The sequence below is a fragment of the Gemmatimonadales bacterium genome (assembly GCA_036279355.1).
Taxonomy (GTDB): Bacteria; Gemmatimonadota; Gemmatimonadetes; order Gemmatimonadales; family GWC2-71-9; genus DASQPE01.
On the sequence record DASUJH010000045.1, the window covers coordinates 51,629 to 60,982 of the forward strand.

Consider the following 9,354-nt stretch of genomic DNA (forward strand, 5'->3'; position numbering starts at 1 on the left):
GCCCTTAGCTCTGCTTCGAGATGATCGCGTCCGCGATGGTCTTCGGCACTTCCTCGTAGTGATCGAACTGCATCGAGTACACCGCCCGCCCCTGCGTCATGCTGCGCAGCGTGGTGGAATACCCGAACATCTCCGCGAGCGGGACGTGGGCGGCCACGACCTGCGCATCGCCCCGCTGCGTCATGCCGCCGATCTTGCCGCGGCGGCTCGAGAGGTCGCCGATCACGTCGCCGAGGAAATCGGCGGGTGTCACGACCTCCACCTCCATGACCGGCTCGAGCAGCACGGCGTGCGCCTTCCGGGCCGCCTCCTTCACCGCCATCGAGCCGGCGATCTTGAACGCCATTTCGGAGCTGTCCACGTCGTGGTAGCTGCCGAAGGTGAGCGTCGCCTTCACGTCGACCATCGGGTAGCCGGCCAGCACGCCGCCCTCGAGCGCCTCGCGGATGCCGGCCTCGACCGGCTTGATGTATTCGCGCGGAATGACGCCGCCGACGATCTTGTCCTCGAAGAGGAATCCGGCGCCGGCCTCGGTCGGCTCGAGATCGATCACGACGTGGCCGTACTGGCCCTTGCCGCCGCTCTGCCGGATGAACTTGCCCTCGACGTCGCTCACCTTGCGGCGGATGGTTTCGCGGAAGGCCACCTGCGGCCGGCCGACGTTGGCCTCGACCTTGAACTCCCGCTTCATCCGGTCGACCAGGATCTCGAGGTGCAGCTCGCCCATGCCGGCGATGATCGTCTGCCCCGTTTCGGCGTCGCTCCGCACCCGGAAGGTCGGATCCTCCTCGGCCAGCTTCTGCATCGCGATGGCGAGCTTGTCCTGGTCGGCCTTGGTCTTGGGCTCGATCGAGACGTCGATGACCGGGTTGGGAAACTTCATCGCCTCGAGGATGACCGGCTTGGCGTCATCGCACAGCGTGTCGCCGGTGCGGGTGTCCTTGAGGCCGATGGCGGCCGCGATGTCGCCGGCCAGCACTTCCTCGATCTCGTCCCGCTTGTTGGCGTGCATCTGCAGGAGCCGGCCGATCCGCTCGCGCTTGTCCTTGGTGCTGTTGTAGACGTAGCTGCCGCTCTTGAGCGACCCCGAGTACACCCGGAAGTAGGTGAGCCGGCCCACGTACGGATCAGTCATGATCTTGAACGCGAGCGCGCTGAACGGCTCCGCATCGGAGGCGCAGCGCTCGACGTGGGTGTCGTCGTGCTGCGGCAGGTGCCCCTGCACCGGCGGAATGTCGAGCGGGCTCGGCAGATAATCGATGACCGCGTCGAGCAGCGCCTGCACGCCCTTGTTCTTGAACGAGGCGCCGCAGAGCACCGGCACGAACGCGCCCGCGATCGTCGCCTTGCGGATGGCGCGGGTGACCTCGTCGGGGCTCAGCTCGGCGCCGCCCAGGTATTTCTCCAGCAGCTCTTCGTCGTACTCGACGGCGGCCTCGATCAGCTCGTGACGCACCTGCTCCACCCGCTCGCGGTACGCTTCGGGCACCGGCATCTCGGTAAACGTCTTGCCCAGGGTCTCGTCATCGAAGACGATCTCGACCCGCCGGAGCACGTCGATGTGCCCGGTGAAGAGCTCGCCCGAGCCCACGGGAAGCTGTAGCGGGTACGCCCGCTTGGTGAGCCGGCCGCGGATCATGGCCAGGCAGCGGTCGAAGTCCGCCCCGACCCGGTCCATCTTGTTGGCGAAGATGATCCGGGGGACGTTGTAGCGGTCGGCCTGGCGCCAGACGGTCTCGGTCTGCGGCTCGACGCCGGCCACCGAGTCGAGCAGGGTGACGGCGCCATCAAGCACGCGGAGCGACCGCTCCACCTCGACGGTGAAGTCCACGTGGCCCGGGGTATCGATGATGTTGATCCGATACTCGGTGCCGTGCCGGCTCCAGAAGCAGGTAGTGGCAGCCGAGGTGATGGTGATGCCTCGCTCCTGCTCCTGCTCCATCCAGTCCATGGTGGCCGCGCCCTCATGGACCTCACCGATCTTGTAGTTCTTCCCCGTGTAGTAGAGGATGCGCTCGGTCGTAGTCGTTTTCCCGGCATCGATGTGGGCCATGATGCCGATGTTGCGATAGCGGTCGAGCGGGGTTCGCCGAGCCATAGTCCGTCTGGGTCCAGTCACTCTCGAGCGGCGCGTTTGCGGCGCCTGCGGCGCCTTTGCGGCGCGTTTGCGACGCGGCTTCTGCTCGAAGCGGCTAACGAAAAAGCGGGGCGACCGTGCCGGCCGAGGCCGGGGGTATCGCTCCGCGCGCATCCGGGCGTCCGCCCTGGATGAGGAGTTCGATTCTCCACGCGTTGTGTTTGGAAGACCAGAGGTGGCGGCCCGCGCCGGCGCGCGTCACGTGGTCCGATGTCGGCTTGGCGAACCTCGAAAGCAGCCAAGCCTTGTAAAAGTAGCGGGTTAGCTGGTGAAGTCAACCCCGCCGAGCGCGGGACCGGCCGCCCGGCTTACCAGCGATAATGCGCGAACGCCCGGTTAGCCTCGGCCATCCGGTGCGTGTCTTCCTTCTTCTTTATCGTGTTTCCCTCGCCCTTCGAGGCGAGGATGAGCTCGGCCGCCAGTCGCTCCGACATCGTCTTCTCGGTGCGCGCGCGCGAGTACTGGATGAGCCAGCGCATGGCGAGCGCCGTGCGGCGATCGGGCCGAACCTCGACCGGCACCTGGAGCGAGGCGCCGCCCACCCGGCGGCTCTTCACCTCGAGCGTCGGCTTGGCGTTGTTCACCGCCTGCTTGAACACGGCGACGCCAGGCTGCCCGGTGCGCTCCTCGATCAGGTCCATCGCCCGATAGAAGATGCCCTCGGACACGCTCTTCTGACCCGCGTACATGAGGTTGTTGACGAACTTGGAGACGGTCTGGCTGTCGTAGCGCGGATCCGCGGGGACCGGACGCTTGACCGAACGGGTGCGGCGGCTCACTTGCCGGCTCCCGCCGCCTTCGGCCGCTTGGCGCCGTACTTGGAGCGACCCTGCCGGCGATCGTTCACCCCGGCGGAGTCGAGCGTGCCGCGCACGATGTGGTAGCGCACGCCGGGAAGATCCTTCACGCGACCACCGCGGATGAGCACGATCGAGTGCTCCTGAAGGTTGTGCCCCTCGCCGGGAATGTACGCCGTGACCTCGAACCCGTTGGTGAGCCGCACCCGCGCCACCTTGCGCAGCGCCGAGTTGGGCTTTTTCGGGGTCGTGGTGTACACGCGCGTGCACACCCCCCGCTTCTGCGGGTTCGATTTCAAGGCCGGGGCCTTGTCCTTCGCTTCCACGTCTTTCCGGCCGTGCCGGATGAGCTGATTGATGGTTGGCATTCGCCTGCGTAATAAAGGAATCGCGCGAAACAGACCGACGAAGCTAGCCGGCCCCTCGGGGGAAAGCAAGCGCGGCGCGCGCTCGCGCGGAGGGCAGCGGGGCATCTGTCGCCGTGTCCATTTGCGCGGTCCACGGCCTTTTGACAGACTCCGTACCGGCCCCTAGAGTACGGTCGTCCCCTCACGATGCAGCGATCGATTCCGGCCCCCGTTTTGCCAGCCTCGCCGCGGCCCCGGTGCCCCGCCGGGCGCGGTCCCTGGTAGTGGAGTGCGTCGTGCGCAAGTTCCCCGTCGATCGCGTGGTTCGCTCTCGCGTTAGTCCGCTCGCGCTTGCGGCCGGCCTTGTGCTACCCTCGCTCGCCGCCGCGCAGCAGCCGGCGCAGCCGGCCGAAGCGCCGCCGCCCGCTGCGGCAGTCGCCGTTTCCGCCACCGCGTCAGACTCCGCGCCGCCCGATTCCGGCATCATTCGCCCGTCCGACCACGGCAAGGACGTCCCCTGGAAGCCGTTCGGCGAGGTGACCCGAAACGCCGAGGTGGAGACGGGCCTCTTCACCGCGTACGTGAGGCGCGACCAGGTGCTCCTCGGGATCAAGCCGAGCCAGTTCGACCGCGACTTCCTGCTGGTGACACAGGTTGGCCAGGGAATCGGCGACGCCGGCCTCGACGGCGGAACATCGCTCAGATCCGATCTCGTGCGTTTTCACCGGAGCGGCGACCGGGTCGAGCTCTGGGTGGTGAACCCGCACGTCGCAGCCGCAGCCGGCTCGCCCATGGCGCTGACGGTGGCCTACTCCTTCGGCCACTCGGTGGCCCAGTCGTTCCCCATCGCCACCATCCGGGATACGAGCGAGATCCTGGTCGACGTGGAGCCGATGCTCCTCTCCGACTGGGCCGATCTCACCACCCGCCTGGAGGCGTACGCGAACCGCCGCCATAGCGGCGCCAACGTGCAGTTCGATCGCGACCGGTCGAGCATGCAGAGCGTCCACGTCTATCCCAGCAATCTCGAGTCGGAGGTGCGCCTCACCTACGCACCGAGCCGGAACCTGGGCCTCCAGACCGTGCCCGACTATCGCTGGATCCCGCTCGGCATCCACTACTCGCTCCTGGAACTGCCGGCCACGCCGATGCGGCCGCGCTACGCCGATGACCGGGTGGGCTACTTCATCTCCGCCCTCAAGGACTTCTCGCGGGACACGGCCGACGGCTTCTTCGTCCGCTACATCGACCGCTGGCGGCTGGAAAAGAAGGACCCTGCGGCGCGCCTCAGCGAGCCGGTCCGGCCGATCACGTACTACATCGACCGGACGGTGCCGACCGAGTGGCGCCCCTACGTGCGAGCCGGCATTCTCGAGTGGAACCGCGCGTTCGAGGACGCGGGCTTCAAGAACGCCATCCGCGTGCTCGACGCACCGGACGACTCCGCCTGGAGCGCCGAGGACGCGCGCTATTCGACGGTGCGCTGGACGGCGACCAACAACTCGGTCTACGCGATCGGGCCGAGCAACGTGGACCCGCGCACCGGCGAGATCCTGAACGCGGACATTCTGATCTCCGCCTCCTGGGTGCAGACCTGGCGCGGCGAGCTCACCCGCATGGCCGGGCCGAGCGCATTCGTCGACGAGACCTTCGAGCAGGACTCCGTGCTCGCGCAGCTGCCGATGAGCCAAGTCGGCCGGCTCTGCAGCTATGCGGCAGCGCTGGGCGTTGAGGGGACGGTGCTCCGCGCGGCGCTCGCGGAGCGCGGCTCCATTCCGGCGGGCGGGATGGTGCCGCGGGAGTACATCGGGCAGGCGCTCAAGGAGCTGGTGATGCACGAAGTCGGTCATACGCTTGGGCTCCGGCACAACTTCCGGGGCTCGGCCGGCATCACGCGCGCACAACTGGCCGACCGCGCCTACACGGCCCAGCAGGGAATCGGCGTCTCGGTCATGGACTACGATCCGCCCGCGGTGAGTCTCGAGCCCGATGGGCAGGGCGAGTACTACGCGAGCACGATCGGGAGCTACGACCGGTGGGCCGTGGAGTACGGCTATGCGCCGGTGCGAGTGGAATCCCGGGCCGCCAAGGGTGGCGGCGCCGAAAGCGCAGGCGCGAGCGGCGGGGAGTGGTCGCCCGATGCTGAGCTTCCGGGGCTTCGGGCCATCGCGGCGCGCGCGTCCGATCCGGGTCACCTCTACGGTACGGACGAGGATGCCGGCTTCGGCGGCTTCGGACTCGATCCGCTGGTCTCCCGCTACGACCAGACCGATGATCCGCTGGGCTGGGCCCGCGAGCGGGTCGGGCTCATCGACACGCTGTTCGACTCGCTCGAGACCCGAGTCGTGGCGAGCGGCCAGAGCTACTATCGGCTCCGCGACGCGTTCACCGATCTGCTTTCGGCGCGGTGGTACGCGATGCTGGTCACGACCAAGTACGTGGGCGGCGCCACAACCTCACGCGACCATCGCGACGACCCCGGCGGCCGTCCCCCGATCGTCAACATCCCGGCCGAAAAGCAGCGTGAAGCGCTGGCCTTTCTGACCGACGCCGGATTCGGCGAGGGGGCGTATCAGTTCCGGCCGGAGTTGCTGAGCCGGCTCGCGCCCGACCGCTGGATGCATTGGGACTCGAACCCCTCGTCCGAGTCGCGCATCGATTTCCCGCTGCACCACTGGGCGCTCACGGAGGAGGCGGGGCTGCTGAATCAACTGCTCGATCCGGCCGTGCTCGCGCGCATCAGAGATGCCGAGCTCCGCGCCGGCCCCGGCGAAGAGGTCGTGACGATTCCCGAGCTGTTCGGCAGGCTCACCACGGCCATCTGGGCCGAGGTGGGCTACGATGCCGGCGGCCGGCCAACGCGCGTGCCGCGCAACACCAGCTCGATTCGGCGCGACGTGCAGCGGCTCTATCTCGCCGATCTGATCAAGCTGCTGGTGACACCGCGGCCGGGCACGCCCGAGGATGCGCGCGCCGTCGCCCGCGCCACGCTCACCGATCTTGGCGACCAGATCGACCGGGCGCTCGCCCGCGGCGGTAGCACGCTCGACGCCTATACCCGCGACCACCTGGCCGACTCGCGCGTGCGCATCGACCAGGCGCTCGACGCGGAGATGATCCAGCCGGCCGACTCCGGTCACTAGGCCGTCCCCACCCGCCTCGCCTCGTGGTGGTCGCGCGCCAGGCTACGGTCCGCGAGCCACGGGAGCGCTGCGAGTTCTCGGCTCGGAATATTCCAGAAGCCGCTGGCGGAGTCGGGCGGAGAGCCGCGACACCGCGGGAATGAGATCGGTCGAGTCCGCCGCCGTGTCACCCTCCACTGCGATCACGTTCCCGCCACGGGCGCCGACCAGCTCGGCGGCCACGACGTAGCTGCCGCCCGCGGCACTCACGCTGCCGGTGACGACCGCGCTCAGTGGATGCGGCCCCGCCAGCTCCCGTTCGAAGGCGTCGCCGATGGCTTGCGCGAGCCGCGGGTACGGCGTGCGGTTTTCGATCGGGCCGACGACGACCGAGTGGTGGGGATCGAAACCCAATCCGCTTTCGGTCACCGATGGCGGTGGGATCGGCGGCCCCGGGCCGCGGCTCATCGCGTAGCCGGCGGCAAGAAGGACGACCGCGGTCGCCACGAGCCAATGCGCCCGTCCGATGACGTGCTTGCGCGCGACATCGGGCGCCCCGCCGTTCGGCGCGGCCAGTGGCAGCCGAAGCGAGCCGGCGTCGACCAGGGCCCAACCACTCGTTACGAAGGGGTCCGGCTCGCGCATGCTCGGGCGTGGGGGCGTGCCCGAATCGGGCGCGCGCCGCTCGAGGGCCATCGAGTCCGCACGGATGCGCGCTGCAAGCGCCTCGGTTTCGGCGGCGGGCGCCACGCCGTAGTCGCGCGCGAGCCGCCGGGCAAAGGCGTCATACACCCGAAGCGCACCCAGCCGATCGCGCTGGCGCTCGAGCAGCATGAGCAGGCGCCGGAGCGCGCACTCGTCGTCCGGCGCAAGCTCGTGCGCGCGGAGCGCCGCGGCCGCGGCATCGCGGTCGCAGCCGGCCGCGTCGTGCGCCTCGGCGAGTCTCCACGCGGCCGCGGCGGCGCGGCCCCGCGCCCCTGCCCGCACGCGTTCGACCCAATCGTCGAAGCCTTGCGCGGCGGCGGGCACGAACACGCCGTCGAAGAAGTCCCCCTGATAGAGCGCGAGCGCGTCCGCCTCGCGACCCTCCCGGATCGCCCGATCGAACTCTTCCAGGTCTGAGCCCAGCGCGCCGGGTGCGAGGCCGATCTGGTCGTCGGCCCGGCTGCTGATCGCATCGGCGCCGAGCACCCGCCGCAGGTGGTGCACGGACTGCCGCAGGGCGCGCCTGGCGTCCGCCTCATCGAGCTCGGGCCAGAAGAGGCCGAGTAACGCGTCGCGCCGGTGGTGGCCCGCGGGTGCGGCGAGCGCCAGATACGCGAGCAATGCCAGACGCTTGGGCTGGGCAGTCACGACCCGCCGGCCCGGTGAGCCGGCGTCGGTCAACTCGAATCGCCCGAGAACCAGAAGTCGCATCATGGGCCGGGTCACAAGCGTCCGTGGCCCGACACGATACGACGCGGACGGCAGGGCGGCAATAGACCGTCACTCAGGCGGCCGATCGGGACGCCGCCGGCGTTACCCCAGCGCGACACCGATGCTCCGGGCCGATAACGGGACGCCTCGACATTCCCTGCGCGAGCCGCCCGGCCGATCCAGGTGGAGGTCGACTCGACGCCGGCTCACCCCCTCGTCAGGAGCAACCAATGAGAAACCCGAACGGAACGCGCCGCGGCGCCTCCGTGCGCACCGCGGTCTGGACTGCGGCGGCGCTGGCGGCCGCCGCCCTGATCCCGGCGTGCAGCGGCGATGCCGGCTCAAACCTCTCCGGACCGACCAACACCAAGGTCGCAACCACGCTGCCGACCTTTGGCGACTTCAAGGCGGCGCTGGTGGCCGCCCAGCAGGAGAACAATGGCGGCCTCGGGTTCAACATGTGGGGCACGATCGTGGACCGGGAAGGCGTGGTGAAGGCCGTGGTCTTCACCGGCGACTCGCCGGTAGACCAGTGGCCCGGAAGCCGGGTGATCTCCGCCCAGAAGGCCAACACCGCGAACGATTTCAGCCTGACCGCGTTCTCGCTCTCGACCGCCAACCTGTACGCGGCCACGCAGCCGGGGGGGAGCCTCTTCGGCTTGCAGGAAAGCAACCCGGTCGACATCACCGTGGCCTACGAGGGCAAGCTCGAGGACTATGGCACCGAGAAGGACGCGCTGGTGGGCAAGAAAATCGGCGGCGTCAATGTCTTCGGGGGCGGGCTCGCGCTCTACGCGCCCGACGGGAGCTTGATCGGCGCGCTCGGCGTGAGCGGCGACGCCTCCTGCGCCGACCATATTATCGCTTGGAAGACGCGCCACGCGCTTCATCTCGACTACGTGCCGGCGGGGGTTGCCAACGGAGGGCTCAATGCGAACCCGAACAACACCGCGGGTTCGACCGATAACATCATCTTCGACATCGGCGCGAACGGCAGCAGCGCGAGCGGCTTTGGCCACCCGATCTGCGACAATCCGCCCGCGGCCGCGAGCGAGACGTCAATGCAGTTCATCGCCGAGCATCTGCCGCAGACCAACCCGATCCCGCAGGTGGTGCCGTGAGCAAAGGGACCGGCAGCGCAAACGCCGGCTCGGCCCGAGCGGACTAGAGAGGACGGAAGAGCTCGGCGAGCGCGAGCGTGAACGGCTGACTTGCACCGGCAGGGTGCCAAGCCAACCGTTCACGCTCGATCCGGGGGAAGAGATTGGCGGGGGTCCAGATCTCGGCCTGGTGCTGATCTGCATCCACAATCCAGTACAGTGGAACGCCCTGCGCCTGGTAGAGACGACGCTTGGCAAAGCGGTCCTGGCGGATGGAGGCGGGACTCAGGACCTCGGCGACGAGCCTGAGATCCGTCATTCGGGCCCAATCGAGCGTGCGCGCCTGCTCGAGCGGCACGACGAACAGATCGGGTGAGACCAGCACGTCGTCGCTCCACGAGATATCGGCGAGGGGCCCGAAGGCGTGGCCGACAG

General features: G+C 68.8%; 7 protein-coding genes. 2 read left to right on the forward strand and 5 right to left on the reverse strand.

All coding sequences use genetic code 11. The features are described 5' to 3' along the window. Nucleotides 1–4 precede the first annotated feature (4 nt). The 3 genes from fusA to rpsL form a co-directional block, all read right to left on the reverse strand. A complete protein-coding gene (fusA, locus tag VFW66_11265; protein HEX5387273.1) occupies nt 5–2,098 on the reverse strand; it encodes an elongation factor G in 2,094 nt (697 codons plus the stop codon). Between the two features lie 347 nt (nt 2,099–2,445). Further along, nucleotides 2,446–2,916 (reverse strand): 30S ribosomal protein S7, encoded by a 471-nt coding sequence (gene rpsG, locus VFW66_11270; GenBank protein ID HEX5387274.1) that lies wholly within the window; start codon nt 2,914–2,916, stop codon nt 2,446–2,448. After that, nucleotides 2,913–3,302, reverse strand: a complete 390-nt coding sequence (gene rpsL / locus VFW66_11275; protein HEX5387275.1) for a 30S ribosomal protein S12 — start codon at nt 3,300–3,302, stop codon at nt 2,913–2,915. Before rpsL ends, rpsG begins: the two co-directional genes overlap by 4 nt. Before the next feature lie 275 nt (nt 3,303–3,577). On the opposite strand from rpsL, the gene VFW66_11280 reads away from it, so the two are divergent. Beyond that, nucleotides 3,578–6,424: a zinc-dependent metalloprotease gene (locus VFW66_11280; protein HEX5387276.1), complete on the forward strand. Its 2,847-nt coding sequence runs from the start codon at nt 3,578–3,580 to the stop codon at nt 6,422–6,424. 42 nt (nt 6,425–6,466) lie between these two features. Here the strand turns inward: VFW66_11280 and VFW66_11285 are convergent, their stop codons facing one another. Beyond that, nucleotides 6,467–7,822 carry a BTAD domain-containing putative transcriptional regulator gene (locus tag VFW66_11285; GenBank protein ID HEX5387277.1) on the reverse strand — a complete coding sequence of 452 codons (1,356 nt, stop codon included), beginning with the start codon at nt 7,820–7,822 and terminating at the stop codon, nt 6,467–6,469. A 227-nt stretch (nt 7,823–8,049) separates the two neighbouring features. Between VFW66_11285 and VFW66_11290 the strand changes: the two genes are divergently transcribed. Then, entirely contained in the window at nt 8,050–8,940 is an 891-nt protein-coding gene (locus tag VFW66_11290) for a heme-binding protein (GenBank protein ID HEX5387278.1), read from the forward strand. A 43-nt stretch (nt 8,941–8,983) separates the two neighbouring features. On the opposite strand, the gene VFW66_11295 is transcribed toward VFW66_11290, so the two are convergent. Beyond that, nucleotides 8,984–9,354: Uma2 family endonuclease (locus VFW66_11295; GenBank protein HEX5387279.1), on the reverse strand; the 371-nt coding region annotated here is incomplete at its 5' end.